Below are 22,597 nucleotides of genomic sequence, written 5' to 3' on the forward strand. Positions count from 1 at the left end.
CCTTTTACGTGACCCCGCATTCAACAGGGCATTCCATTGCGGTCATCCCATGATTTCATTGTGCACAGGTAAACGCATAGAGGCGCAAAGCAATGTAAAGCTGACTAAATTTCAACCTTCCGCTATTTACGATACAGGATGGCTTGCGAATACCATTGGCCTGTTACGATGGTTTCATCAACCAACAAAATAACGTAATAATCTGCTTTAGCGGCGGCGGCTTTCGCTCTGATCCCTGCCACAGCATCGTCAGGAGAACCCCGAACCATTGAGCTTACCGTTCCCAGGCGCTGCAACCCTTGTATCTGGTCACGGCGAATTTCCTGAGGATGGTCAGCGACTGGCGGTGCTGGTTGCGGCGTCCCTTGCAATACGCTACAGGCGCTTAAAAACAGTACCAGCATCAATGGGGCGAACCGGCGCATAACTCTATCTCGTTTACTGATAGCCATAGTGTAGTGCCTTATTAATTTCCTTTAGGGGGAATGTTCCCAAATTGTTATCTCTCACGCGATTTTCGAATGAAAATAGAGTGAAAGCGTAATCCACTTCTCAACATTATGAATCATTGCCGTACTCATTAACTTGAGTTATGTATTTCTCCGTGGCATATCAGAGAAAGGGGGATATATGATAAAAATAGAAACACGGTACCTGGCAGGACATTCCATACTCCACGCGTTTCCTGACGGTAAACGTGACACGCCCCTTCCATGTATTATTTTTTACCACGGTTTTACCTCTTCCAGCCTGGTCTATAGCTACTTTGCGGTTGCTCTGGCGCAGGCCGGGTTCCGGGTTATCATGCCGGATGCGCCCGAGCATGGCGCGCGGTTTAGCGGTGATGCGCAGGGGCGAATGACCCAATTCTGGCAGATTCTGCGGCAAAACATGCAGGAATTCGCTGCGTTACGTGCGGCAGTTCAACAGGAAAACTGGGTGCTGGAAGAACGTCTGGCCGTGGGGGGCGCATCAATGGGCGGTATGACGGCGCTGGGGATCATGGCCCGCCACCCGGAGGTAAAATGCGTCGCCAGCCTGATGGGGTCGGGTTATTTCACCCGACTGGCGCATACGCTTTTTCCGCCATTAATTCCTGAGACGCCTGAGCAACAGCGAGAATTTGACGACATTATTGCTCCCCTGGCTGAGTGGGAGGTGGCGCATCAGTTGCCAAAACTGGCCGACCGGCCGCTGCTGCTATGGCATGGACAGGAAGATGACGTCGTCCCTGCGGTGGAAACGTTCCGCTTACAACAGGCGCTGATTCAGGCGAACAGGGATCAGAACCTGACCTGTCTGTGGGAAGCAGGCGTACGCCACCGTATTACGCCAGAGGCGCTGGCGGCAACGGTGTCGTTTTTCCGCCAGCATCTTTAAACGCGCAGAATGCTAACGCCTTGCGCTTCAAGCTGTTGCAGAATGTCAGGGTTAGCATTTTTGCCCGTAATCAGCGTGTCGATTTGATCGGCGCGGCTGAACAACATGCCTGCGCGCTCGCCGATCTTGCTGCTATCCACCAGCACCACCAGCTTTCCGACTACGCTGAGCATTTTCTGCTCGGCCATAGCGGTGAGCATATCGGTTTTATACAGTCCGTCTGCGGTCAGGCCTTTGCCGCTGGTAAACATCCAGTGCCCGGCATACAGGCTGTTTTCGCTGCCCTGGGGGCTAAGCGTGATGGACTGGCTCTTGTTGTACTGACCTCCCATGATGATCACGCTTTCATGTTCCTGATCGATCAGATAGTTCGCCAGCGGGAGATAGTTGGTGATGATCTGCACCGGCTTACCGCATATTTCTCTGCCCAGCAGAAAGGCGGTCGATCCACAGTTGATCACCACGCTTTCCCCAGGATTCACCAGTTGCGCTGCCGCTTTAGCAATGCGCACTTTTTCATCGTGGTTCTGCGCCTGATGCAGATTCATCGGCGTCCAGCGCGGACGTTGCTGAGCGATCGCTTCGGCGCCATTACGCACTTTTTTGAGCTTTCCGCTCTCATCGAGCTTGTTGATATCCCGACGCGCCGTGGCCGGTGAGATCCCCAGACGTTCGATCACATTCTCGACGGTAACAAAGCCCAATTGCGCCAGCATATCCAGCAATATTTGATGTCTTTGTGCTTCAGTCATGAGCTATTCCGATACGAATTGATTTTAAAAGATGATATTTGAAATAGCCTGAAAATACTAAAGTAAATATAGAAAAATGCCGGGAAAACCCGGCATCGGAGAACAATTACAGGAAGGATTTGAACGGTAAATCCGGTTCCATCGTGAAGCAGTCATCAAAACCACGCGGGTAGTGATATTCAAAGTTGTCTTTATCCAGTGGCCAGGTGAACTTACCGCCAACCTGCCAGATAAACGGCTTGAAGCCATACTTCAGGCGATCTTTTTTCATTTCCCACAGAACGCGGATTTCCTGCGGATCGGCCTGGAAGTTCGACCAGATATCATGGTGGAACGGAATCACGACTTTCGTGTTCAGCGCTTCCGCCATACGCAGCATGTCGGCGCTGGTCATCTTGTCGGTGATGCCACGCGGGTTCTCGCCATAGGAGCCGAGCGCCACGTCGATCTGATGCTCATTGCCGTGCTTCGCATAGTAGTTGGAGTAGTGGGAGTCGCCGCTGTGATACAGCGTACCGCCCGGCGTTTTGAACAGGTAGTTCACTGCGCGCGCGTCCATGCCGTCCGGCAGTACGCCCGCCGCCTTTTGATCGGCCGGAAGCGTGATGAGCGCAGTACGATCAAACGCATCAAGCGCATGAATTTCGATGTCTTTCACTTTCACAACATCGCCCGGTTTGACCACGATGCAGCGCTCTTTCGGCACGCCCCAGCCAATCCATAGGTCAACGCAGGTTTGCGGCCCGATGAAAGGCACATCGTTAGCGCAGTTTTGCATCACCGCTGCGGCGACGTTGACGTCGATATGATCGTTATGATCGTGAGTGGCCAGCACGGCATCGATCTGGCGAATCGCGAAAGGATCGAGAACAAACGGCGTGGTGCGCAGGTTCGGCTGCAATTTCTTCACCCCTGCCATACGCTGCATCTGATGGCCCGTTTTCATCAACGGATTGCCGTGGCTTTGTTTGCCGGTGCCGCACCAGAAATCAACGCATACGTTGGTGCCGCCTTCTGATTTCAGCCAGATGCCGGTGCAACCGAGCCACCACATAGCAAATGTGCCGGGCGCGACCTGTTCCTGTTCGATCTCTTCATTCAGCCAGCTTCCCCACTCAGGAAAGGTGCTCAGGATCCATGATTCACGCGTGATACTTTTCACTTTACTCATCGCATTTACCTTCATGTTTGTTCAAATTGAATCAGTGTGTGATTGGTTTTGATTAATCCTGACATTATTTTTTCAAGATGGCAACGGCATATTTTTGCTTGTGAAGGGCGGTCTGGAAGTAAAGGAGAACGTAATGAAGGGCGTATAACTATTGAAATTAAATATATCTATTTGATTAAAATGAGTTTTATTGATGACTGGTTAATGTCGAGTTAATCCTTTTCTGAAGTGTGGGAATTATTTGCGTGGTGCGTCACAATTAATCAAATTCAATCTTGTTGTGATTACTTTTGAAAATTAGAGTGGTGACACAACAACCTGAGCGTACGCAGAGCTCAGCAACTTCGTCTACTGGAGATCGTTATGGAGATCCTCTACAACATCTTTACCGTTTTCTTTAACCAGGTTATGACCAATGCTCCGCTGCTACTGGGTATTGTCACCTGTCTGGGCTATATCCTCCTACGCAAAAGTGTCAGCGTTATTATCAAAGGTACGATAAAAACCATTATTGGTTTCATGTTATTACAGGCAGGGTCCGGCATCCTGACCAGTACCTTTAAGCCCGTCGTGGCGAAGATGTCTGAGGTGTATGGCATCAACGGCGCGATTTCTGATACTTACGCCTCCATGATGGCGACGATCGAGCGTATGGGTGACGCCTACAGTTGGGTCGGGTATGCCGTGCTGTTAGCGCTGGCATTGAATATCGGCTACGTGCTGCTGCGCCGGATTACCGGGATTCGCACCATCATGCTTACCGGGCATATCATGTTCCAGCAGGCGGGGCTGATCGCGGTGTTCTTCTACATCTTCGGTTATCCGATGTGGACTACCATTATCTGCACGGCGGTTCTGGTGTCTCTGTATTGGGGGATCACCTCCAATATGATGTATAAGCCGACGCAGGAAGTCACGGACGGCTGTGGTTTCTCCATTGGTCACCAGCAGCAGTTTGCCGCATGGCTGGCGTATAAAGTCGCGCCATATCTCGGTAAAAAAGAAGAGAGCGTTGAAGATCTCAAACTGCCCGGCTGGCTGAATATCTTCCACGACAATATCGTCTCCACGGCAATTGTCATGACCATCTTCTTCGGCGCGATCCTGCTCTCTTTTGGCCTGGATGTGGTTCAGGCGATGGCGGGTAAAACGCACTGGTCTATCTATATCCTGCAAACCGGCTTCCAGTTCGCCGTCGCTATTTTCATCATCACGCAGGGCGTGCGCATGTTTGTCGCCGAACTGTCCGAAGCATTTAACGGTATCTCTCAGCGTCTGATCCCCGGTGCTGTGCTGGCGATTGACTGTGCGGCGATTTATAGCTTCGCGCCGAACGCGGTGGTCTGGGGCTTTATGTGGGGCACGATTGGTCAGCTGATCGCCGTTGGTATTCTGGTAGGTTGCGGCTCCTCCATTCTGATCATCCCTGGCTTTATCCCAATGTTCTTCTCTAACGCCACGATTGGCGTGTTCGCTAACCACTTTGGCGGCTGGCGCGCGGCGCTCAAGATTTGCCTGGTTATGGGCATGATCGAAATCTTTGGCTGCGTCTGGGCGGTGAAACTGACCGGTATGAGCGCCTGGATGGGAATGGCTGACTGGTCGATTCTGGCGCCTCCGATGATGCAAGGCTTCGTCAGCGTCGGGCTGATGTTTATGAGCGTCATGATACTGATTTCACTGGCTTATATGTTCTTCGCAGGGCGCACATTGCGCGCTGAAGAAGATGCAGAAAAACAACTGGCAGAACACTCTGCTTAATAAGGAGTTCCGATTATGACCGTACGTATTCTGGCTGTTTGTGGTTGTGGGCAAGGCAGTTCAATGATCATGAAAATGAAAGTTGACCAGTTTCTGACGCAGCAGGGCGTTGCGCACACGGTAAATAGTTGCGCGGTGGGTGAGTACAAAAGTGAGCTGAACGGTGCGGACATCATTATTGCCTCGACGCACGTCGCCAGCGAAATCACCGTTTCCGGTAATAAATATGTGGTGGGTGTGCGCAATATGCTTTCCGCCGCTGATTTTGGTCCGAAACTGATGGAAGTGATCAAAGAGCACTTTCCGAACGACCTGAAATAAGGACGCAGCATGAAATTACGTGATTCGCTGGCGGAGAATAAGTCCATTCGCCTGAATGCAGAAGCGAGCACCTGGCAGGAGGCGGTGAAAATCGGCGTAGACCTGCTGGTGGAAGCAGATGTTGTGGAGCCGCGTTACTACCAGGCCATTCTTGATGGCGTAGAGCGTTTTGGTCCGTATTTTGTGATTGCGCCAGGCCTGGCGATGCCGCATGGCCGCCCGGAAGAGGGCGTCAAAAAAACCGGCTTCGCGCTGGTGACGCTGAAAACGCCGATGGTCTTCAACCACGAAGATAATGACCCGGTCGATATCCTCATCACGCTGGCGGCAGTGGATGCCCGCGCGCATCAGGAAGACGGCATCATGCAAATCGTCAACCTGTTTGAAGATGAAGCCAACTTTGACCGTTTACGCGCCTGCCGTACCGAGCAGGATGTGCTGGATTTAATTGATAACGCCACTGCGGCGGCAGTTTAAGTAAGGAATAGAAATGTCATTACCTATGTTGCAAGTTGCGCTGGATAACCAGACGCTGTCCCACGCTTACGAAACGACCCGCCTGATCGCGGAAGAAGTCGATATTATCGAAGTTGGCACCATCCTGTGCGTGGGTGAAGGCGTACGTGCGGTACGCGATCTGAAAGCGCTTTATCCGCATAAGATCGTGCTGGCTGACGCCAAAATTGCGGATGCGGGGAAAATTCTTTCTCGTATGTGCTTTGAAGCCAACGCGGATTGGGTGACGGTTATCTGCTGCGCGGATATCAACACCGCCAAAGGCGCGCTGGAAGTGGCGCAAGAGTTTAACGGCGATGTGCAGATTGAACTGACCGGCTACTGGACCTGGGAGCAGGCGCAGGAGTGGCGCGATGCGGGGATTCAGCAGGTGGTTTATCACCGTAGCCGTGATGCACAGGCCGCTGGCGTGGCTTGGGGCGAAGCGGATATCAGCGCGATCAAACGTCTCTCTGATATGGGCTTTAAAGTGACCGTGACCGGCGGTCTGGCGCTGGAAGATCTGCCGCTGTTTAAGGGCATTCCAATCCATGTCTTTATTGCTGGTCGCAGCATTCGCGACGCCGCCTCTCCGGTTGAAGCCGCGCGTCAGTTCAAACGTTCTATCGCCCAGTTGTGGGGATAAGGAGCGGATATGCTGTCTAAACAGACTCCGCTTGGCATCTACGAAAAAGCGCTCCCCGCCGGGGAGTGCTGGTTGGATCGCCTGCGGCTGGCGAAAGAACTGGGCTTCGATTTCGTTGAAATGTCTGTCGATGAAACCGATGCCCGCCTGGCGCGTCTCGACTGGAACCGTGAGCAGCGCTTGGCGCTGGTGAGCGCTATCGCGGAGACCGGCGTGCGGGTGCCGTCCATGTGCCTGAGCGCGCATCGTCGCTTTCCGTTGGGCAGCGAAGATGATGCTGTACGTGCGCAAGGGCTGGAGATCATGCGTAAAGCCATTCAGTTTGCGCAGGACATCGGTATTCGCGTCATCCAGCTTGCGGGTTACGACGTGTACTATCAGGAAGCCAACAATGAAACGCGCCGTCGTTTTCGTGATGGGCTGAAAGAGAGCGTCGAAATGGCAAGCCGTGCCCAGGTCACGCTGGCGATGGAGATCATGGATTACCCTCTGATGAACTCCATCAGCAAAGCGTTGGGTTATGCGCACTATCTTAATAACCCGTGGTTCCAGCTTTATCCTGATATCGGCAACCTGTCAGCCTGGGATAACGATGTGCAGATGGAGTTGCAGGCTGGAATGGGGCATATCGTCGCGGTTCATGTCAAAGATACGAAGCCAGGCGTGTTCAAGAACGTGCCGTTCGGTGAAGGTGTCGTCGATTTTGAACGCTGTTTCGCCACGCTCAAGCAGAGTGGGTATTGCGGGCCATACCTGATTGAGATGTGGAGTGAAACGTCGGACGATCCGGCGCGTGAGGTGGCGAAAGCGCGTGATTGGGTGAAAGCGCGTATGGCCAGCGCCGGTCTGGTGGAGACAGCATAATGCAAAAACTCAGGCAGCACGTTTTTGAAGCCAATATGGATTTGCCGCGTTATGGCCTGGTGACTTTCACCTGGGGCAACGTCAGCGCGATCGACAGGGAGCGCGGGCTGGTGGTCATTAAGCCTAGCGGGGTGGCTTATGAAACCATGAAAGCGGACGATATGGTGGTGGTGGATCTCCAGGGCAATGTGGTGGAAGGGCAGTGGCGGCCTTCTTCCGATACCGCCACGCATCTGGCGCTGTACCGTCGTTACCCTTCGCTGGGCGGCATCGTGCACACGCACTCTACGCATGCCACGGCGTGGGCGCAGGCAGGGCTGGCGATCCCGGCGCTGGGCACGACCCATGCGGACTACTTCTTTGGCGATATCCCCTGTACCAGGGCGTTAACCGAAGAAGAAGTGCAGGGTGAATATGAGCTGAACACCGGCCATGTGATTATCGAAACGTTGGGTGACGGTCAGCCGCTGCATACGCCTGGTGTCGTGGTGTATCAGCACGGGCCGTTCGCCTGGGGCAAAGATGCGCATGACGCCGTGCATAATGCGGTGGTGATGGAAGAGGTCGCGCGGATGGCATGGATTGCTCGCGGTATCAATCCGGCGCTCAGCCCGATCGACGATTATTTAATGAATAAACATTTTATGCGTAAGCATGGGCCTGACGCCTATTACGGACAAAAGTAAGACACGTGCCCTGGAATCATTACTTCCTTCGGGATGTTACCGGCCTGATTCCGGGGCCGCTTTTGCCATAAAAAAGCCCCCGGTGAAGGGGGCAAGTCAAACTATGGCAATGTTCTCGTTGGTTTTTCCTGGTGCTAGCGATAAATATCCGCGCTGGCGCGCATGTTGCCGTTACTTCCCGGTTCCCGGGTCAGGATGGCGTGGTAGTACGTTGCACCTCGCGCATCTGTCTCTTCATTCAATGCCTGATCTGCTTCACTTTCAGTGGCGAAGTTATGGTTTATATAAATCACGCCTAAGCTCTGCACATCATCCATATTTCGTGCCTGGTGATTATCGATTTTGATGGCTGCCATCGCGTTTGCACTGAGCAAAAGCGCAGCCAGAAGGGTCATAACACGCGCTCGCATACTGTACCTCCTCGACTGCTGTGTCTGGTTAGCAATATCTCCTGTAAGTGAATTGCTTCTGATTTAATTTTAATCGCTACCAGCGAAGTCGATAGCGACCATTTCTGATGCAGTTGTTCAAAAAATTGGCGCGATGCCATGTGATTAATTTTAAATCACATGGTTAACCTGTCTTTGCGCTTCGTGTGAATTTTTGCGCAATCAACTTGTGTTTCCTCATGGGCGCAAGTATTATGACGCGTCATTTTTCAGCCGACCTTTAACACGTTCCTTGCCTCCCCGGGATTCGGCTGACCCAGACAGGAGGCTGAATAATCCGTAAGGAGCAATTCGATGCGTCATTACGAAATCGTTTTTATGGTCCATCCTGACCAGAGCGAACAGGTTCCGGGCATGATCGAGCGCTACACTGGTGCAATCACTGGTGCAGAAGGCAAGATCCACCGTCTGGAAGACTGGGGCCGCCGTCAGCTGGCTTACCCGATCAACAAACTGCACAAAGCTCACTACGTTCTGCTGAACGTTGAAGCGCCGCAGGAAGTGATCGATGAGCTGGAAACTAACTTCCGCTTCAACGATGCCGTTATCCGTAGCATGGTAATGCGTACTAAGCACGCTGTTACCGAAGCATCTCCGATGGTTAAAGCGAAAGACGAGCGCCGTGAGCGTCGCGATGATTTCGCAAACGAAACCGCAGATGATGCAGATGCTGGGGATTCTGAAGAGTAATTTCTGATGACCAACCGTCTGGCGTTGTCCGGCACCGTGTGCAGGATGCCCCTTCGAAAGGTCAGTCCATCAGGAATTCCGCACTGCCAGTTCGTGCTTGAGCATCGTTCTGTGCAGGAGGAAGCCGGGTTTCACCGGCAGGCGTGGTGTCAAATGCCCGTTATTGTTAGCGGACACGAAAACCAGGCCATTACTCACAGTATAACGGTCGGCAGCCGCATAACCGTTCAGGGGTTCATCTCTTGCCACAAGGCAAAGAACGGTCTGAGCAAAATGGTTCTGCATGCCGAGCAGATTGAATTGATAGATTCTGGAGACTAGCCATATGGCACGTTATTTCCGTCGTCGCAAGTTCTGCCGTTTCACCGCGGAAGGCGTTCAAGAGATCGACTATAAAGATATCGCTACGCTGAAAAACTACATCACCGAAAGCGGTAAGATTGTCCCAAGCCGTATCACCGGTACCCGTGCAAAATACCAGCGTCAGCTGGCTCGCGCTATCAAACGCGCTCGCTACCTGTCCCTGCTGCCGTACACTGATCGTCATCAGTAATCGGCCACGGTCCATTAATACGACTTTGAGAGGATAAGGTAATGCAAGTTATTCTGCTTGATAAAGTAGCAAACCTGGGTAGCCTGGGTGATCAGGTTAACGTTAAAGCGGGCTACGCTCGTAACTTCCTGGTACCACAGGGTAAAGCTGTTCCTGCTACCAAGAAAAACGTTGAGTTCTTCGAAGCACGTCGCGCTGAACTGGAAGCTAAACTGGCTGACGTTCTGGCTGCTGCAAATGCACGCGCAGAGAAAATCAACGCCCTGGAAACCGTAACCATCGCGTCCAAAGCTGGCGACGAAGGTAAACTGTTCGGTTCCATCGGTACTCGCGACATCGCTGACGCTGTAACAGCAGCAGGCGTTGAAGTGGCTAAGAGCGAAGTTCGTCTGCCGAACGGCGTTCTGCGTACCACTGGTGAGCACGAAGTGAACTTCCAGGTTCACAGCGAAGTATTCGCTAAACTGACTGTAAACGTAGTAGCTGAATAAGTTTTATTCTTCTATCGCGTAAAAACGCCGGCCTTGCGCTGGCGTTTTGCTTTTCTGCCCCCCTGTTTTTCGCACTGGCTATTCTTTACCCTTTTCGGGATAATAAAAAATAAAACATTATTTCAAAGTGGTGATGGAATGGAGATAACCCACCAGCAGCCCCTGTTCGCGCGTAAAAACGTTGTCTATCTGGGGGCGGCATTTTGTTGTCTGTTATGGGGAAGCGCCTACCCGGCGATAAAAAGCGGGTACGAGATCTTTCAGATTGCGACAGATGATATCCCGTCAAAAATTGTCTTTGCCGGATACCGTTTCTTGTTCGCGGGGTTATTGCTGCTGTTGCTGGCGATGGCGCAGCGTAAACCGATCGGCCGCTTAAGCCCGCGCCAGTTTGGTCAACTGACCCTGCTGGGGCTGACGCAAACCTCGCTGCAATATATCTTTTTCTATATCGGTCTGGCGTTCACCACGGGCGTGAAAGGATCGATCATGAATGCCACAGGCACTTTTTTTAGCGTGCTGCTGGCGCACTTCATCTACCAGAACGACAAACTGAGCTACAACAAAACCCTCGGCTGTATTCTTGGCTTTGCCGGGGTGATGGTGGTGAACTTCAACAGCGGGCTGATGGATTTCAGCTTTAGCCTGTTGGGTGATGGCTCCGTGGTGCTGGCTGCTTTTATTCTTTCTGCCGCGACCCTTTACGGTAAACGTATTTCGCAGACGGTTGACCCAACGGTGATGACGGGCTATCAGCTTGGCATCGGCGGCCTGGCGCTGGTGATTGGCGGCTATGCCTTCGGCGGCTCGCTCTCCGTGCACGGCCTCGCTTCTGTGGCGATTCTGGGCTATCTGACGCTGCTCTCGTCTGTTGCTTTTGCGCTGTGGAGTATTTTGCTCAAGTACAACCGCGTCGGGATGATTGCGCCGTTTAACTTCCTGATTCCGGTTTCCGGTGCGGTGCTGTCGGCGATTTTCCTCGGCGAAAACATTTTTGAATTGAAATATGCGGTTGCGCTGGTGCTGGTGTGTTCGGGGATCTGGTGGGTGAACAAGGTGAAGCGGTAACGCCTGATGGCGCTACCGCTTATCAGGCCTGCAATCGCGGGTGCCGTAGGCCGGATAGGGCGACGCCGCCATCCGGCAATTTGCGCGCTTAACGGGCGCGAATAAAGCTGCCGTTTGGCTGACGGGTAAACAGAACCTGTTGGTCATTACCGGTATCGATGGTCAATCCTGTCACCACGCCATTCGCATTCTGGCGGATCTGCACCATCTGGCCATCTTTCAGATTGCTCAGCGGCTTGCCTGCGCCTTCAACCTGCGCCATCGCGTAAACGTCCGTTGGCGGCAGGCCGTGGTCACGGAACAACTGCGCCAGCGTTTTACCTGACTCCACGCGATAGGAGCGCCACTGCTGGTCAATTCCCCCATTCTGCTGGAAAGGCTGTGTTTGCGGCTGGGATTGCTGCGTCTGCGGCGGTTCTTCCGGTTGGCCTTCCTGGATGGGTTCCGGCGCCACGGGGGCGACCTGTCCCGGATCGTTTTGCGGGGCGACCAGTTGCGCCTGAAGTTCGGCTTCTGTCGGCGGTTGCGACTGTGACTGAATATCTGTCTGGACATTACGCGTGACGACGGGCGTATCGCGGGTATCATTCGAGGGAAGCAGAAAACCGACCACCAGCACGATAGCGGCAATAATAATGCCACGGCGATGCATAGGCGGCAGCGGGTCCATGATGCGAAAATTGTCCGGTGCATGCCAGATTTTCGCCAGGGTTGGTTTTAGTTCAAAGCGCCCGGGCATGGCTTTCCTCCTGCTCCGCGTCTCGTTCCTCAATCATAGAGTATAGATGCCTAACGCTATGATGTTCGTAGTTATACCCGCTTTCGTGACATCAGCATGGGTTATTCTTATTGTTTCTTTTTCCCCGCGATTTGTCATCTCTTCCCGAGACAAAGTTTTACCGGAAGAGACGTGGCTGCTATGCTGCCCGCTACTTTACCTCCGATGAAAGGAAATATGATGGCAACCCCGACTTTTGACACTATCGAAGCGCAAGCAAGCTACGGCATTGGTTTACAGGTAGGGCAGCAGCTGAGCGAATCCGGTCTGGAAGGTCTGTTGCCTGAAGCGCTGGTGGCAGGTATCGCTGATGCGCTGGAAGGCAAACACCCGGCAGTGCCTGTTGATGTGGTGCATCGCGCGCTGCGTGAAATTCACGAACGTGCGGATGCCGTACGTCGCGAACGTTTCCAGGCAATGGCGGCAGATGGCGTCAAATATCTGGAAGAAAACCGTGAGAAAGAGGGTGTGAACAGCACCGAATCCGGTCTGCAATTCCGCGTGATCACCCAGGGTGAAGGTGCGATTCCGGCGCGTACTGACCGTGTACGCGTACACTACACCGGCAAACTGATCGACGGCACCGTCTTTGACAGCTCCGTTGCGCGCGGCGAACCGGCTGAATTCCCGGTGAACGGCGTGATCCCAGGCTGGATTGAAGCGCTGACCCTGATGCCGGTTGGTTCCAAATGGGAACTGACTATCCCTCAGGAACTGGCCTACGGCGAGCGTGGCGCGGGCGCGTCCATTCCTCCGTTCAGCACTCTGGTGTTTGACGTAGAACTGCTGGAAATCCTGTAAGCAGTGACTTCTGTTCCCCTCTTTGTTGGGGGGAACAGAAAATATGCAAGAAAACCGTAAGTTAGCCAGATGTCGATATTTTATCTTGCAAATGTAGCCATTGCGTGTATTTTTGTGAGCTAATTCGCGTTGCCAGAGTGATATGACACTCACTTTAAACATATAATTAACATTATATCTAAATCTTAGTATTCATCCCGCCGATTCTTACCTAATATCGATGAGTCCTGATAACAGGATCGTCGTATCATATGACGCACTAAAGGCCGCAGAGCCTGCACAACACAGACAGGTACAGGAAGAAAAAACATGGTAGATCAGGTAAAAGTCGTTGCCGACGAACAGGCACCGGCTGAACAGTCGCTACGGCGCAATCTCACAAACCGTCATATTCAGCTTATTGCGATTGGCGGCGCCATCGGCACCGGCTTATTTATGGGCTCTGGTAAAACGATCAGCCTCGCCGGGCCGTCGATCATTTTCGTTTATATGATCATCGGTTTTATGCTCTTTTTCGTCATGCGGGCAATGGGTGAATTGCTGCTCTCGAATCTGGAATATAAATCCTTCAGTGATTTCGCTTCCGACCTGCTCGGGCCGTGGGCGGGATATTTCACCGGCTGGACTTACTGGTTCTGCTGGGTGGTCACCGGGATGGCGGACGTCGTTGCGATTACCGCCTATGCGCAGTTTTGGTTCCCCGGCCTTTCCGACTGGGTCGCCTCGCTGGCGGTCGTTGTTCTGCTGCTGAGCCTTAACCTTGCGACCGTGAAAATGTTCGGCGAGATGGAGTTCTGGTTCGCGATGATCAAGATTGTCGCCATCGTGGCGCTGATCGTCGTCGGTCTGGTGATGGTTATGATGCACTTCAAATCACCGACCGGGGTTGAAGCGTCGTTTACTCATCTGTGGAATGATGGCGGCTGGTTCCCGAAAGGGATCAGCGGCTTCTTTGCTGGCTTCCAGATAGCGGTATTCGCGTTCGTGGGGATTGAGCTGGTGGGCACCACCGCCGCAGAGACCAAAGACCCGGAGAAATCCCTGCCGCGCGCGATTAACTCAATCCCGATTCGTATCATCATGTTCTACGTTTTTGCGCTGATCATCATTATGTCGGTCACGCCGTGGAGCTCGGTAGTACCAACCAAGAGCCCGTTTGTTGAGCTGTTTGTACTGGTAGGACTGCCGGCCGCCGCCAGCCTGATTAACTTCGTGGTGCTGACGTCTGCGGCCTCTTCCGCCAACAGCGGCGTGTTCTCTACCAGCCGTATGCTGTTTGGTCTGGCGCAAGAGGGTGTGGCGCCGAAAGCGTTCGCTAAATTGTCTAAGCGCGCGGTACCGGCGAAAGGGCTGACCTTCTCCTGTATCTGTCTGCTGGGCGGCGTGGTGATGCTGTACATCAATCCGAGCGTGATTGGCGCGTTCACCATGATCACGACGGTGTCGGCTATTCTGTTCATGTTTGTCTGGACCATCATTCTCTGCTCGTACCTGGTGTACCGTAAGCAGCGTCCGCACCTGCATGAGAAGTCCATCTATAAGATGCCGCTTGGTAAGCTGATGTGCTGGGTGTGTATGGCGTTCTTCGTCTTTGTGCTGGTACTGCTGACGCTGGAAGATGATACCCGTCAGGCGCTGATCGTCACGCCGCTGTGGTTTATTGCGCTGGGGCTGGGCTGGCTGTTTATCGGTAAGAAACGTATGGCAGGAGTGCGTTAATCTTGATGCCCGGTGGCGCAAAGCTTACCGGGCCTACGGATTGTAGGCCGGATAAGCGTTAGCGCCATCCGGCAACACATCATTCCCCGGCCAGTGCGCGCGGGAACAAGACGTTGTTTTCCAGACTGATGTGCTCCATCAGATCGTCAATCATTTCATTAATGCCGTTGTACATCGCTTTCCAGGTGGTGCAGGCTTCTGGCGGCGGCGTGACGTTGTTGGTGGTGTGTTTGATCACTTCCAGCAGTTCGCCAGCGTCATCGTGTTCGCTTTCCATGACGCTAATCGGGCCCATTGCCTGGCTTCCCATGCCTTGTTTGATCATCGGGAACAGGATCTGCTCTTCTTTCATCATGTGGCTGGAAAGTTCCTGATGCAGCATAGTCAGGTATTTCGCCAGACCTTTCGGTACGCTGGGTTTGTCTGCGTGAACGCGTTCCACTTTGGTGGCTTGCAGGATCAGCTCCGGCAGTTGCTCACGGTGTCTGTCGTGGTAGCGCACGATAATATGGTCGATAATTTCGGCCAACGGCGCGGTACGCCAGTCCTTCTCAATCGGTTGTTCAGCCAACTGTGCCAGTTCTGCTTCAATGGCTTCTACATCCAGCTCTTTACGTGCAGCAGCGCGCGCGAGCGTCTGCTTACCACCGCAGCAGTAATCCATATCGTACTTACGAAACAGCGCCGAGGCGCGAGGAATAGAGAGCGCCAGTTCACCTAAAGGTTGATCGCGAAAAGACATAGCCGTTACCTCATTCTCAATAATATAAGATGTATTTTAAATACATCTTTAAGCCGAAGATATAACCCTTTCGGGTCAGAATAAAATGTGATGACCATCACAAAAAAATGTTTGTGCCTTAACGTGCTGAATCTTATTGAAAAGGGCAGGAATACGCGCGGCAAGTCGCCGGGCAAAATTAAATATGCCGGCGGCACTGCCGATAGTTAGACCTCTGACAATACCTGCATAGTAAAAGGCAACAAATGTTCAAACGAATCAAAGTTATAACCTTACTGATTATCGTGTTACTCGCCCTCGGCGCGATGCAGCTTATTTCGGCGGGCGTTTTTATCAGCGCGCTCAATAACGATAAGCAAAATTTTACCGTATCGCAGCGTTCCAGCCAGAACGTCGCGGAGTTTACCGATGCCTGGATCAGCCTGAACCAGGCGCGCGTCACGCTTAACCGCGGCATGTTGCGCCTGCAAAGTAGCATGGCCAATGAGATCAACGGCGGTCAGCTAAATGAACTGGTGAAGACGGCGAATGCCCTGCTGGCTGATGCGCAGCGTCATTACGATAAATACTACGCGCTGCCAGAAACGCCGGGGCTGGATGAACACCTGGCCGACCGTCTGGAAGAGCAGTATGGCATCTACTCCGCGACGCTGGCGAAAATGAATACCTTCCTTGCCGCAGGACAACTGGAAGAGATGTTCAAACAGAATGCGGAACAAAAACAGACGGCGATGCAGGACGTGTACCTGGAATGGCGTGCCGCGCAGGCCGAACTGACGAACGCGGGCATTCAACAAAATGAACAGGACTACCAGCGCATTCTGTGGATTCTGGCGGCCGTTATGCTGGCGGTTGTCGCGGTGATCGTGATTAGCTGGCTGGCAATGCAGCGTGTCTTACTTAAACCGTTACATGATGTTATGGAACATATCCGCCATATTGCGGCAGGCGACCTGACGCGCAATATCCATACCGAAGGCAGTAATGAAATGGCGCTGCTGGCGCATAACGTACATGAGATGCAGCAGGCGCTGGCGAATACGGTCAGCGTGGTACGTGAAGGCGCTGACACGATCTATACCGGTGCGGGTGAAATTGCGACAGGCAGTAGCGATCTCTCTTCACGTACTGAACAGCAGGCCGCATCGCTGGAAGAGACTGCCGCCAGTATGGAACAACTCACCGCAACCGTGAGACAGAACGCCGACAACGCGCGTCAGGCGTCCAGCCTGGCGAAAAATGCCTCTGAGACGGCGCAGAAGGGCGGCAACGTAGTGGACGGCGTTGTGCGCACGATGGATGAAATTGCCACCAGCTCCAGCAAAATCGCGCAGATCACCAGCGTTATCGACGGTATCGCATTCCAGACCAATATCCTGGCGCTGAACGCGGCGGTGGAAGCCGCTCGTGCGGGCGAACAGGGCCGTGGCTTTGCGGTGGTCGCTGGCGAGGTGCGCACGCTGGCGCAGCGTAGCGCGCAGGCGGCGAAAGAGATCAAAACGCTGATTGATGACTCCGGTAATCGAGTCAGCGCGGGTTCCGCGCTGGTGCATGAAGCGGGGGAAACGATGGCGGAAATTGTCAGTGCGGTAACCCGTGTGACCGACATCATGGGGGAGATTGCCTCTGCATCTGATGAACAAAGTCGCGGCATTGACCAGGTTGGCCTGGCGGTGGCGGAGATGGATCGCGTGACGCAGCAGAACGCCGCGCTGGTGGAAGAGTCGGCGACTGCCGCCGTAGCGCTTGAAGAGCAGGCGGCGCGTCTGACCCAGACGGTAGCGGTGTTTAAAGTTTAACCTCTGCTCCGGCCTACAGGATAATATCTTGTAGGCCGGATTAGCGCAGCGCCATCCGGTACATTATGATTGTGAAACCACGACGACGCCGGGTTTCTGCGGCCTGGCTCTGACGGCTATCACCACCCCAACAATCAGCAGCGCAATGCCGCTTACCGTCAGCAGCGGTGGAAATTCCTCGCGCAGTATAAAGGTGTACAACAGGCCAGCCAGTGTTTCGAACACGATCAAGGGCCCCAGAATCACCGTCGGCAGCTTTTGACTGGCGACGTTCCAGCATAGCGCCCCCACCCATGAACAGAGCACGGCAATGGCGACCATCAGGGCGACAAAGACATCTGGCCGGGGGCCAAAGGGGAGAGGAAAGTCGGGCATCTGCTTACCCAACCAGATGCAGGCCGCAACATAACCCAACAGCGAAACGGGAAGCGTCACTAGCGCCTGTGCTGTTGCCCACATCATCGGATGTTTATCCGGGTTTTCCCGCAGCCAGCGGGCATTACGCAACGCGTACCATGCCCAGCACACAACGGAAACCAGCGCCAGCGCGATACCTGAACCGTAGCGCCAGCCGCTAAACTCCGGCAACCCCTGATTCAGCTCCGCAATATTGACGCACAGCAGGCCAACGCCGATGAGCGCCAGCGCAGGCGCCAGACGCCGCCAGGATAACTTACCATCTCGCTGGCTGTAGAGCAGGTTGGCAAACACCGGGATCACCACCGGCAACGTGCCGATGATCATGGTAGAAACAGGGGCTCCCGTGCGCTGGATAGCGCTCGCCAGGCAGACGTAATAGATCAGATTGCCCATCATCGTCAGCGCGAGTGCGGTTATCCAGTCTTTGCACGTCAACTGGCGCAGGCGCGCACGCCCCAGCCACGCCAGGGGCACAGCAATTAACCCCAGCGCCAGATAGCGCCCCATCGACTGCAATACCGCCGGATACTCCGGTACGATCAACGGTCCGACAAAAATCAGTCCCCACATTAACCCTGCCAGCAGGGCATACAACACGCCGCTAATCATCGTTGATATCCACATCGTTTCACATTGCGAAAAGTGTAGGCAGGAGAAATGCGCCAGTATTGTATGAGATTGCGCATTAGCGCGGATAAACCTGTTTTTGATAGCGCACTGGCGTAATGCCGTAGCGATGGGTAAAGGCGCGCGTGAGATGAGATTGATCGGTTAGCCCGGTGGCGGCCGCCACATCCGCTGCGGGCATCCCGAGCGTGAGAAACGCCTTTGCCCGCCACAGACGGATCGCCATCAGCATTTGGTGCGGCGTAACGTGGAAATGGGCCTTGAACTGACGCTGAAAATGCCAGGGGCTTAATGAGGCGACCCGCGCCAGTTCGTCAAGCGTGACCGGATGCATGTAGTTGTCGTGCAGGTAGTCCCGCACGCGCTCAAAGCGATGCCCGCCTTCCCGCACTTCCGGCGCATGGCGCGCCAGCGGCTGGAAGGTGTCGATCAGATCGAGCAGCAGCCCTTTTTGCGCCAGCGGATCGTCGGTATGCCACAGGCCGTGGATCAGCGTGCAGATCTGGCGTGAGCGCAGCGGATCGTGGCGCGTGACCTCATGAAACCACCAGTGACGAACCCCGGTCACCTCTTCCAGCAGATCGGGATCGAGATAAATCATCCGATAGCGCCAGCCGTCGGCGGTTTCCGCTTCGCCGGTATGCAGTTCATCGGGATTCATGGTGACAACGGAGTGAACGGGGGCAACGTACTGCGTGCCGCGATAGCGAAAGCGTTCGGCGCCGGCTTCAATTGCGCCGATACCGAAGGCTTCGTGGGTGTGAGGCTCGAAAGCGTAACGCGAGATATGCGCATGATACAGCTCAACCCCCGGCACCTGCGCCAGATGGCGAAAGCGGGCGCTGTCTTTCTCATCGCTAAACTGTTCGGGTACGCCTTGCACGTTGTCTCTCCCTGAAAGCCATCTGTTCATTATCAGAGATGGCCAGCAGGGATGCCACAACAATTAACCTGTTTTTAACACTTACAGGATGCTTTTGACGCTTTCCGCCAGCGAGGTTGTCGGGCGACCGATCAGTGCGCTCAGAGTATGGCTGTCGTCAAACAGACCGCCTTTTGCGGCGCCCGCGTCAGAATCAGCCAGCATATCCGCCAGACCCGCTGGCAGGCCCACGCCTTTCAGCGCGGCGGCGAAATCGGCTTCATTCAGGTTCTGATAGACGACCTTTTTCCCGCTCTGTTTTGCCAGTTCGGCGGCTAACTGGCTCAGCGTCCAGCCTTCGTCGCCTGCCAGTTCATACACTTTACCGGCATGGCCTTCTTCGCTGATGACGCGAGCGGCTGCGGCAGCGTAATCGGCACGGGTTGCAGAGGCGATTTTGCCTTCTCCGGCCGCGCCGATAAAGACGCCGTGCTCCAGGGCCGCTGGCGCGCTCGCCAGGTAATTTTCGGTGTACCAGCCGTTGCGCAGCAGGGCGTAAGGAATGCCTGAATCCGCCAGCATTTTTTCGGTTTCCACATGTTCAACATGCAGGCCCAGCGGGGAACGGTCTGCGTGCAGCAGGCTGGTATAGGCAATGAATTTCACGTTTGCGGCTATTGCCGCGTTAATCACGTTGCGGTGCTGAGCGGCACGTTGCCCGACTTCGCTTGATGAGATCAGCAGCAATTTGTCGATGCCCTGCAACGCTGCCGTGAACGCGGCTTCGTCGCTGTAGTCCGCCTGGCGTACGGTAACGCCCAGTCGGGTTAGCGCGTCAGCTTTCGCGGGGTTACGGACAATCGCCGCAATCTGGCTGGCAGGAACGGTTTTCAGTAAGGTATCGATAACGTGTTGGCCCAGTTGGCCGGTCGCGCCGGTAATTGCAATCATGGGGGATCTCCCTGTGTTCGTCTTGTGTTTCATTAAGCTAGCACTTAAACTTACTTTTAGTAAGTACGTACAAAAAGGTAAGTGTAAAGATGACGAACCCGACGCTTTCTCAGCAGCTTCGCGATGGCAATTTGTTTGCCGAGCAGTGTCCTTCTCGCGAGGTGTTAAAGCATGTCACCAGCCGCTGGGGCGTATTAATTCTCGTGGCGCTGCGTGATGGAACGCACCGCTTCAGCGATTTACGCCGCAAGATGGGCGGCGTGAGTGAAAAAATGCTGGCGCAGTCATTGCAGGCTCTGGAGCAGGATGGATTTATTCATCGGGTGTCGTACCCGGTGGTGCCGCCGCATGTGGAGTACAGTCTGACGACGTTGGGTGAACAGGTGAGTGAGAAGGTCGCCGCGCTGGCAGACTGGATCGAACTCAATTTGCCGCAGGTGCTGGCACAGCGGAAAGAGCGAGCGGCATAACGGCTTGCCGGATGGCGCTGCGCTTATCCGGCCTACGGCGTGTCGATCGCGTAGGCCGGATAAGCGAAGCCGCCACCCGGCGTGGTTTTACTTACTCAAATCCAGCTGATAAATCGCAAAACCGATATCATCGGTAGCGACTTTATTCATCGGATATTGTCCCTTCTCTTTGATAAACGCGGCAGCCTTGTCGGACGGCGAGGTTTCGAAGCGGATATCCAGTTTCGTGTCGCTGTGAACTGGCGCCAGACGCCAGTTGTTGTCCGCCGCCGGATGGATTTCCCCCGCACGCTTCGACTCCGCGCCAATCCACGCCGCCAGCACGGAGCGGTTCTCATCCGGTGATGCAAAGGCGATGTGACTGTCGCCCGTACCGGCAAATTTGCCGCCGTAGGCGCGATAGTTATTGGTCGCGACCAGGAACATAGCGTTCGGATCGACAGGCTTGCCGTTGAAGGTCAGATTTTTAATACGTTCCGCTTGCGGATTTACCGTCTGGCATTCGCCGTCGTAGCGCGCAGGCTGTGACACATCAATCTGATACTCCACGCCGTCAATCACATCAAAGTTATAGGTGCGAAAACCGTCCCAGTTGATCAATGACTGCGGTTTACTGCTGTGGACATCAATCTGATTGAATTGCCCGGCGGAACATTCCAGCCACTCTTTCACCTCTTTGCCGCTGGCTTTTACGACGACCAGCGTATTCGGATAGAGGTAAAGATCGGCGGCGTTGCGGAAGGTAAGCTGACCTTTTTCCACTTCAACAAAGCTGGCAGGATCGTTTTTACGTCCACCGACTTTAAACGGCGCAGCGGCAGAGAGCACCGGCAGTTTCGCCAGGTCCGGGTCACCCTGAATAAAGTGTTCGACATACGCTTTCTGCGCGTTGTTCACCACCTGCACGGTAGGATCGTCCTGCACCAGCGCCAGGTAGCTGTACATGTTATCGGCGGACTTACCGATCGGTTTGCTAACAAACTCGCGGGTGGCATCGTGGTCGGCTTTCAGGATACCCACCAGTTTTTTATCTTCTGCGGCCAGCGATTTTTTCGCGGCGGCATCGTAAATGGGCCGCGCTTCGGCTTTCGCATCGGTCACCTGCCATTTGCCGCTGTCGTTGTTGAGCACCAGATCCACCACGCCCAGATGATCGCCCCACATACCCGGCATGACCGCCGGTACCCCGTTAAGCGTACCTTTTGCGATATCCGCGCCGTTGATATCGGCAAAATCTTTGGAAGGGAAGACCGCGTGCGCATGGCCGAACATGATGGCGTCAACGCCGGGGACTTCACTCAGGTAATACACGGAGTTTTCCGCCATCGTCTGGTACGGATCGGCAGAAAGCCCGGAGTGGGCAATCACCACCACAACGTCGGCGCCGTTGGCGCGCATCTCCGGCACATACTGACGGGCGGTTTCGGTAATGTCGTTGACGGTGACTTTGCCGCTCAGGTTGGCTTTATCCCAGGTCATAATCTGCGGAGGGACAAAACCGATATAGCCAATTTTCAGCGTCTGCGTGTTGCCCTCTTTATCGACCACGTCAGTCTCTTTGATCAGATAAGGCGTAAACAGCGGCTTTTTGGTCTTAACGTCGATGATATTGGCATTCACGTAAGGGAATTTCGCGCCCGCCAGCGCCTTATGCAGATAGTCCAGACCGTAGTTAAATTCATGGTTACCGAGGTTGCCGACCGCATAATCCAGCGTATTCAACGCCTTATAGACAGGGTGAATATCACCGGCTTTCAGCCCCTTTGCCGCCATGTAATCGCCCAGCGGACTCCCCTGAATAAGATCGCCGTTATCGACCAGCACGCTATTTTTGACTTCATTTCTGGCGGCGTTAATTAAACTTGCTGTGCGTACCAGTCCGAATTTTTCGGTCGCTGTATCTTTGTAATAATCGAAATCCATCATGTTGCTATGCAAATCAGTGGTTTCCATAATCCGAAGATCGACGGTCGCCGCATTCACGCTGGCGGCGATCAGCGTGGCCAGGAGCGTTGCGCTAAACTTAATCATCAGAGGCATCCTTTTTTAGATCTGAAACACAAAAGAAAATGTATATAAGTCTTGTTGCTTACAGAACTGT

Annotated in this window: 26 protein-coding genes; 16 read left to right on the forward strand and 10 right to left on the reverse strand. The window is 54.0% G+C overall.

Features of this window, described 5'->3' with window-relative positions; translation table 11 throughout:
* Positions 1–122: 122 nt before the first annotated feature.
* Positions 123–452 (reverse strand): biofilm peroxide resistance protein BsmA, encoded by a 330-nt coding sequence (gene bsmA / locus OGX75_RS19190; RefSeq protein ID WP_286451484.1) that lies wholly within the window; start codon positions 450–452, stop codon positions 123–125.
* Between the two features lie 178 nt (positions 453–630).
* Between bsmA and yjfP the strand changes: the two genes are divergently transcribed.
* Positions 631–1,380: an esterase gene (gene yjfP, locus OGX75_RS19195; RefSeq protein ID WP_047459445.1), complete on the forward strand. Its 750-nt coding sequence runs from the start codon at positions 631–633 to the stop codon at positions 1,378–1,380.
* On the opposite strand, the gene ulaR is transcribed toward yjfP, so the two are convergent.
* Both ulaR and ulaG read right to left on the reverse strand, forming a co-directional pair.
* Positions 1,377–2,132, reverse strand: coding sequence for an HTH-type transcriptional regulator UlaR (gene ulaR / locus OGX75_RS19200; RefSeq protein WP_012134422.1), 756 nt, complete (start codon positions 2,130–2,132; stop codon positions 1,377–1,379). The genes yjfP and ulaR overlap by 4 nt on opposite strands.
* Before the next feature lie 106 nt (positions 2,133–2,238).
* Positions 2,239–3,303 (reverse strand): L-ascorbate 6-phosphate lactonase, encoded by a 1,065-nt coding sequence (gene ulaG / locus OGX75_RS19205; RefSeq protein WP_047459442.1) that lies wholly within the window; start codon positions 3,301–3,303, stop codon positions 2,239–2,241.
* Positions 3,304–3,666: 363 nt separating this feature from the next.
* Between ulaG and ulaA the strand changes: the two genes are divergently transcribed.
* From ulaA to OGX75_RS19235, 6 genes are read left to right on the forward strand one after another with little or no spacing between them, the layout of a single operon-like run.
* The gene (ulaA, locus tag OGX75_RS19210; protein ID WP_286451485.1) at positions 3,667–5,064 is read left to right on the forward strand and encodes a PTS ascorbate transporter subunit IIC; all 1,398 of its coding nucleotides are present in this window, start codon (positions 3,667–3,669) and stop codon (positions 5,062–5,064) included.
* 15 nt (positions 5,065–5,079) lie between these two features.
* Complete coding sequence (ulaB, locus tag OGX75_RS19215) at positions 5,080–5,385, forward strand: PTS ascorbate transporter subunit IIB (protein ID WP_024130790.1); 306 nt, start codon at positions 5,080–5,082, stop codon at positions 5,383–5,385.
* A gap of 9 nt (positions 5,386–5,394) precedes the next feature.
* A complete protein-coding gene (ulaC, locus tag OGX75_RS19220; protein ID WP_012134416.1) occupies positions 5,395–5,862 on the forward strand; it encodes a PTS ascorbate transporter subunit IIA in 468 nt (155 codons plus the stop codon).
* A 13-nt stretch (positions 5,863–5,875) separates the two neighbouring features.
* On the forward strand, positions 5,876–6,526 hold the full coding sequence (gene ulaD, locus OGX75_RS19225; protein ID WP_024130789.1) for a 3-keto-L-gulonate-6-phosphate decarboxylase UlaD: 651 nt from the start codon (positions 5,876–5,878) through the stop codon (positions 6,524–6,526).
* A gap of 9 nt (positions 6,527–6,535) precedes the next feature.
* Positions 6,536–7,390, forward strand: a complete 855-nt coding sequence (locus tag OGX75_RS19230; RefSeq protein ID WP_012134413.1) for an L-ribulose-5-phosphate 3-epimerase — start codon at positions 6,536–6,538, stop codon at positions 7,388–7,390.
* Positions 7,390–8,076: an L-ribulose-5-phosphate 4-epimerase gene (locus OGX75_RS19235; RefSeq protein WP_012134412.1), complete on the forward strand. Its 687-nt coding sequence runs from the start codon at positions 7,390–7,392 to the stop codon at positions 8,074–8,076. Before OGX75_RS19230 ends, OGX75_RS19235 begins: the two co-directional genes overlap by 1 nt.
* 134 nt (positions 8,077–8,210) lie before the next feature.
* On the opposite strand, the gene yjfY is transcribed toward OGX75_RS19235, so the two are convergent.
* Positions 8,211–8,486, reverse strand: a complete 276-nt coding sequence (gene yjfY, locus OGX75_RS19240; protein ID WP_024130788.1) for a DUF1471 family protein YjfY — start codon at positions 8,484–8,486, stop codon at positions 8,211–8,213.
* 333 nt (positions 8,487–8,819) lie between these two features.
* On the opposite strand from yjfY, the gene rpsF reads away from it, so the two are divergent.
* From rpsF to OGX75_RS19265, 5 genes are all read left to right on the forward strand, one after another.
* On the forward strand, positions 8,820–9,215 hold the full coding sequence (gene rpsF, locus OGX75_RS19245) for a 30S ribosomal protein S6 (RefSeq protein WP_012134408.1): 396 nt from the start codon (positions 8,820–8,822) through the stop codon (positions 9,213–9,215).
* Positions 9,216–9,221: 6 nt separating this feature from the next.
* Complete coding sequence (priB, locus tag OGX75_RS19250; protein WP_012134407.1) at positions 9,222–9,536, forward strand: primosomal replication protein N; 315 nt, start codon at positions 9,222–9,224, stop codon at positions 9,534–9,536.
* 4 nt (positions 9,537–9,540) lie between these two features.
* Positions 9,541–9,768, forward strand: a complete 228-nt coding sequence (gene rpsR, locus OGX75_RS19255) for a 30S ribosomal protein S18 (protein WP_000135199.1) — start codon at positions 9,541–9,543, stop codon at positions 9,766–9,768.
* A gap of 41 nt (positions 9,769–9,809) precedes the next feature.
* Complete coding sequence (gene rplI / locus OGX75_RS19260) at positions 9,810–10,259, forward strand: 50S ribosomal protein L9 (protein ID WP_012134405.1); 450 nt, start codon at positions 9,810–9,812, stop codon at positions 10,257–10,259.
* A gap of 138 nt (positions 10,260–10,397) precedes the next feature.
* Positions 10,398–11,327, forward strand: coding sequence for a DMT family transporter (locus tag OGX75_RS19265; RefSeq protein ID WP_049010943.1), 930 nt, complete (start codon positions 10,398–10,400; stop codon positions 11,325–11,327).
* An 88-nt stretch (positions 11,328–11,415) separates the two neighbouring features.
* On the opposite strand, the gene OGX75_RS19270 is transcribed toward OGX75_RS19265, so the two are convergent.
* Positions 11,416–12,066, reverse strand: coding sequence for an OapA family protein (locus OGX75_RS19270; protein WP_012134403.1), 651 nt, complete (start codon positions 12,064–12,066; stop codon positions 11,416–11,418).
* A 219-nt stretch (positions 12,067–12,285) separates the two neighbouring features.
* On the opposite strand from OGX75_RS19270, the gene bamJ reads away from it, so the two are divergent.
* Positions 12,286–12,906, forward strand: coding sequence for a BamJ family beta-barrel-assembly machinery protein (gene bamJ / locus OGX75_RS19275; RefSeq protein WP_024130787.1), 621 nt, complete (start codon positions 12,286–12,288; stop codon positions 12,904–12,906).
* Positions 12,907–13,215: 309 nt separating this feature from the next.
* A complete protein-coding gene (gene cycA / locus OGX75_RS19280) occupies positions 13,216–14,625 on the forward strand; it encodes a D-serine/D-alanine/glycine transporter (RefSeq protein ID WP_012134401.1) in 1,410 nt (469 codons plus the stop codon).
* Positions 14,626–14,704: 79 nt separating this feature from the next.
* Here the strand turns inward: cycA and ytfE are convergent, their stop codons facing one another.
* Positions 14,705–15,367, reverse strand: a complete 663-nt coding sequence (ytfE, locus tag OGX75_RS19285; protein ID WP_012134400.1) for an iron-sulfur cluster repair protein YtfE — start codon at positions 15,365–15,367, stop codon at positions 14,705–14,707.
* A gap of 245 nt (positions 15,368–15,612) precedes the next feature.
* On the opposite strand from ytfE, the gene OGX75_RS19290 reads away from it, so the two are divergent.
* The gene (locus tag OGX75_RS19290) at positions 15,613–17,166 is read left to right on the forward strand and encodes a methyl-accepting chemotaxis protein (protein WP_012134399.1); all 1,554 of its coding nucleotides are present in this window, start codon (positions 15,613–15,615) and stop codon (positions 17,164–17,166) included.
* 63 nt (positions 17,167–17,229) lie between these two features.
* On the opposite strand, the gene OGX75_RS19295 is transcribed toward OGX75_RS19290, so the two are convergent.
* The 3 genes from OGX75_RS19295 to OGX75_RS19305 form a co-directional block, all read right to left on the reverse strand.
* Positions 17,230–18,195, reverse strand: coding sequence for a DMT family transporter (locus OGX75_RS19295; protein ID WP_286451486.1), 966 nt, complete (start codon positions 18,193–18,195; stop codon positions 17,230–17,232).
* Between the two features lie 76 nt (positions 18,196–18,271).
* Positions 18,272–19,096, reverse strand: a complete 825-nt coding sequence (locus OGX75_RS19300; protein WP_047459432.1) for an AraC family transcriptional regulator — start codon at positions 19,094–19,096, stop codon at positions 18,272–18,274.
* An 81-nt stretch (positions 19,097–19,177) separates the two neighbouring features.
* Positions 19,178–20,026, reverse strand: a complete 849-nt coding sequence (locus OGX75_RS19305) for an SDR family oxidoreductase (protein WP_286451487.1) — start codon at positions 20,024–20,026, stop codon at positions 19,178–19,180.
* An 89-nt stretch (positions 20,027–20,115) separates the two neighbouring features.
* Here OGX75_RS19305 and OGX75_RS19310 point away from each other — a divergent pair, with 89 nt between their 5' ends.
* The gene (locus tag OGX75_RS19310) at positions 20,116–20,496 is read left to right on the forward strand and encodes a winged helix-turn-helix transcriptional regulator (protein WP_012134394.1); all 381 of its coding nucleotides are present in this window, start codon (positions 20,116–20,118) and stop codon (positions 20,494–20,496) included.
* An 87-nt stretch (positions 20,497–20,583) separates the two neighbouring features.
* Here OGX75_RS19310 and OGX75_RS19315 read toward each other — a convergent pair whose 3' ends face one another.
* Positions 20,584–22,527 carry a bifunctional 2',3'-cyclic-nucleotide 2'-phosphodiesterase/3'-nucleotidase gene (locus OGX75_RS19315; RefSeq protein ID WP_115609717.1) on the reverse strand — a complete coding sequence of 648 codons (1,944 nt, stop codon included), beginning with the start codon at positions 22,525–22,527 and terminating at the stop codon, positions 20,584–20,586.
* Positions 22,528–22,597 lie beyond the last annotated feature (70 nt).

Source organism: Citrobacter sp. CK199, assembly GCF_030333285.1.
Lineage (GTDB): Bacteria > Pseudomonadota > Gammaproteobacteria > Enterobacterales > Enterobacteriaceae > Citrobacter_B > Citrobacter_B koseri.

What these genes read in the sequence shown, in the direction of transcription:
- bsmA (WP_286451484.1), bottom strand. Translation starts at nt 452, where the DNA reads ATGGCTATCAGTAAACGAGATAGAGTTATGCGCCGGTTCGCCCCATTG.
- yjfP (WP_047459445.1), top strand. Translation starts at nt 631, where the DNA reads ATGATAAAAATAGAAACACGGTACCTGGCAGGACATTCCATACTCCAC.
- ulaR (WP_012134422.1), bottom strand. Translation starts at nt 2,132, where the DNA reads ATGACTGAAGCACAAAGACATCAAATATTGCTGGATATGCTGGCGCAA.
- ulaG (WP_047459442.1), bottom strand. Translation starts at nt 3,303, where the DNA reads ATGAGTAAAGTGAAAAGTATCACGCGTGAATCATGGATCCTGAGCACC.
- ulaA (WP_286451485.1), top strand. Translation starts at nt 3,667, where the DNA reads ATGGAGATCCTCTACAACATCTTTACCGTTTTCTTTAACCAGGTTATG.
- ulaB (WP_024130790.1), top strand. Translation starts at nt 5,080, where the DNA reads ATGACCGTACGTATTCTGGCTGTTTGTGGTTGTGGGCAAGGCAGTTCA.
- ulaC (WP_012134416.1), top strand. Translation starts at nt 5,395, where the DNA reads ATGAAATTACGTGATTCGCTGGCGGAGAATAAGTCCATTCGCCTGAAT.
- ulaD (WP_024130789.1), top strand. Translation starts at nt 5,876, where the DNA reads ATGTCATTACCTATGTTGCAAGTTGCGCTGGATAACCAGACGCTGTCC.
- OGX75_RS19230 (WP_012134413.1), top strand. Translation starts at nt 6,536, where the DNA reads ATGCTGTCTAAACAGACTCCGCTTGGCATCTACGAAAAAGCGCTCCCC.
- OGX75_RS19235 (WP_012134412.1), top strand. Translation starts at nt 7,390, where the DNA reads ATGCAAAAACTCAGGCAGCACGTTTTTGAAGCCAATATGGATTTGCCG.
- yjfY (WP_024130788.1), bottom strand. Translation starts at nt 8,486, where the DNA reads ATGCGAGCGCGTGTTATGACCCTTCTGGCTGCGCTTTTGCTCAGTGCA.
- rpsF (WP_012134408.1), top strand. Translation starts at nt 8,820, where the DNA reads ATGCGTCATTACGAAATCGTTTTTATGGTCCATCCTGACCAGAGCGAA.
- priB (WP_012134407.1), top strand. Translation starts at nt 9,222, where the DNA reads ATGACCAACCGTCTGGCGTTGTCCGGCACCGTGTGCAGGATGCCCCTT.
- rpsR (WP_000135199.1), top strand. Translation starts at nt 9,541, where the DNA reads ATGGCACGTTATTTCCGTCGTCGCAAGTTCTGCCGTTTCACCGCGGAA.
- rplI (WP_012134405.1), top strand. Translation starts at nt 9,810, where the DNA reads ATGCAAGTTATTCTGCTTGATAAAGTAGCAAACCTGGGTAGCCTGGGT.
- OGX75_RS19265 (WP_049010943.1), top strand. Translation starts at nt 10,398, where the DNA reads ATGGAGATAACCCACCAGCAGCCCCTGTTCGCGCGTAAAAACGTTGTC.
- OGX75_RS19270 (WP_012134403.1), bottom strand. Translation starts at nt 12,066, where the DNA reads ATGCCCGGGCGCTTTGAACTAAAACCAACCCTGGCGAAAATCTGGCAT.
- bamJ (WP_024130787.1), top strand. Translation starts at nt 12,286, where the DNA reads ATGGCAACCCCGACTTTTGACACTATCGAAGCGCAAGCAAGCTACGGC.
- cycA (WP_012134401.1), top strand. Translation starts at nt 13,216, where the DNA reads ATGGTAGATCAGGTAAAAGTCGTTGCCGACGAACAGGCACCGGCTGAA.
- ytfE (WP_012134400.1), bottom strand. Translation starts at nt 15,367, where the DNA reads ATGTCTTTTCGCGATCAACCTTTAGGTGAACTGGCGCTCTCTATTCCT.
- OGX75_RS19290 (WP_012134399.1), top strand. Translation starts at nt 15,613, where the DNA reads ATGTTCAAACGAATCAAAGTTATAACCTTACTGATTATCGTGTTACTC.
- OGX75_RS19295 (WP_286451486.1), bottom strand. Translation starts at nt 18,195, where the DNA reads ATGATTAGCGGCGTGTTGTATGCCCTGCTGGCAGGGTTAATGTGGGGA.
- OGX75_RS19305 (WP_286451487.1), bottom strand. Translation starts at nt 20,026, where the DNA reads ATGATTGCAATTACCGGCGCGACCGGCCAACTGGGCCAACACGTTATC.
- OGX75_RS19310 (WP_012134394.1), top strand. Translation starts at nt 20,116, where the DNA reads ATGACGAACCCGACGCTTTCTCAGCAGCTTCGCGATGGCAATTTGTTT.
- OGX75_RS19315 (WP_115609717.1), bottom strand. Translation starts at nt 22,527, where the DNA reads ATGATTAAGTTTAGCGCAACGCTCCTGGCCACGCTGATCGCCGCCAGC.